Below are 1,467 nucleotides of genomic sequence, written 5' to 3'. Positions count from 1 at the left end.
ATATATACTAAGTAAAATACTGCTTTTTCATACTTAATTATACAAAAAAAAACAAAAAAATACAATATATTTTTTTGATAAATAATAAAAAGCGAGAATTTATTGATTCTAAGAGGCTAATTTATGTTTTTTTAAACCGTCAAATAAGCCGTCAAAGGAAGGAAGAGGTATATGCCACGAAAAGGAGAGAATATTTACAAGCGAAAAGATGGGCGCTGGGAAGGTCGCTACAAAAAAGGACGTAAAGAAAATGGACAATTGAAGTATGGGTACATTTACGGTAAAACCTATAGTGAAGTTAAACAAGAATTGTATGAATACAAATTAAAATATCAAACAATCGTTCAACTGCAAGGGGACAGCACTATGTCTTATGAAGATTGGAGTGTTATATGGCTGACACAACAACAAAGGGTCATAAAAGTCTCAACTTACACAACATATGTTTATAAGTTGAGAAAATATGTTTTTCCAGTCATCGGACATATAGCGCTTAATCAATTAACAAATGAAAAAATCCAAATACTTATAGAAACTTGGCAAACGCAAGGATTAAAGCCTTCTACAATACATGTCTTATATCAGATTGTTAAGAAATCAATGAAGGTAGCATGCGAACAACAAAGAATCGTTCATACACCTTGTCAGAGAATTCGTCTACCAAAGAAAAAGAAAAATCACGCTAGAGCATTAACAAAACAAGAACAGTACATACTTGAAAAAAAAGTTAAATCACTCCCACTATACAAGGGCTTACCTGTTCTTTTAGCATTAAATGCAGGCCTTCGAATTGGTGAAGCTGCTGCTTTACGTTGGTCAGATATTGATCTAGACAAACGTATTATTCATGTTCAGCAAACATTCCAACGTTTATCGATATCTAGCAAAGAATATCGAACTCAATTGACTTTTGACAGTTCCAAAACAGAAAGTTCAAATCGAATTATTCCTATGAATTTTAGCTTGTACAAATATTTGAAGAAATGGAAACGTAAATCCCCAGGCGCATATGTCTGTTCTAAGCGCTCAACACCTAGTGAACCACGTCTTCTGACTTACTATTTTCACCAAATCAGGGAAAATTGTGGTATTACGACGATCCATTTCCATCAGCTACGTCACACCTTTGCGACACGTTGCATAGAATCAAATGGGGACATTGCCTCTGTGAGTAAATTGTTGGGACACTCATCGACTCAAACAACTTTAGATGTGTATACGGACTCATTATTAGAAAGTCGTCAACGCGTCATTGATCAAATGGATAAAGCAAAATTATAAAAAAGGTAAAAGAATTATTCTTTTGAGAGTGTTTCTCAATCCCTTTTTTTTCATTTAAAATAACTCTAAAAAAAAGAAATTGATTGAATCAACTTTAGTTAATTATTATAAGCCGTCAATTTTGGTCAAAGCTATATACAAATCTTAGTTATATCTAGGAAAATTCACTATCAGCTTAGTATATAT

The 1,467-nt window shown here is 32.8% G+C and carries 1 protein-coding gene; it reads left to right on the top strand.

Translation table 11 applies throughout. The features are described from left to right. Positions 1-171 precede the first annotated feature (171 nt). Positions 172-1,281, top strand: coding sequence for a site-specific integrase (locus A5819_RS17595; RefSeq protein WP_086282078.1), 1,110 nt, complete (start codon positions 172-174; stop codon positions 1,279-1,281). Positions 1,282-1,467: the final 186 nt, after the last annotated feature.

This window comes from Enterococcus sp. 7E2_DIV0204, assembly GCF_002140855.1.
GTDB classification, from domain to species: domain Bacteria; phylum Bacillota; class Bacilli; order Lactobacillales; family Enterococcaceae; genus Enterococcus_L; species Enterococcus_L lemimoniae.
Note: the sequence above shows the minus strand (reverse complement) of the source record. Positions and strands in the feature narration are given on the sequence as shown.

Coding starts and splice junctions, on each gene's coding strand:
- A5819_RS17595 (WP_086282078.1), top strand. CDS start 172: ATGCCACGAAAAGGAGAGAATATTTACAAGCGAAAAGATGGGCGCTGG.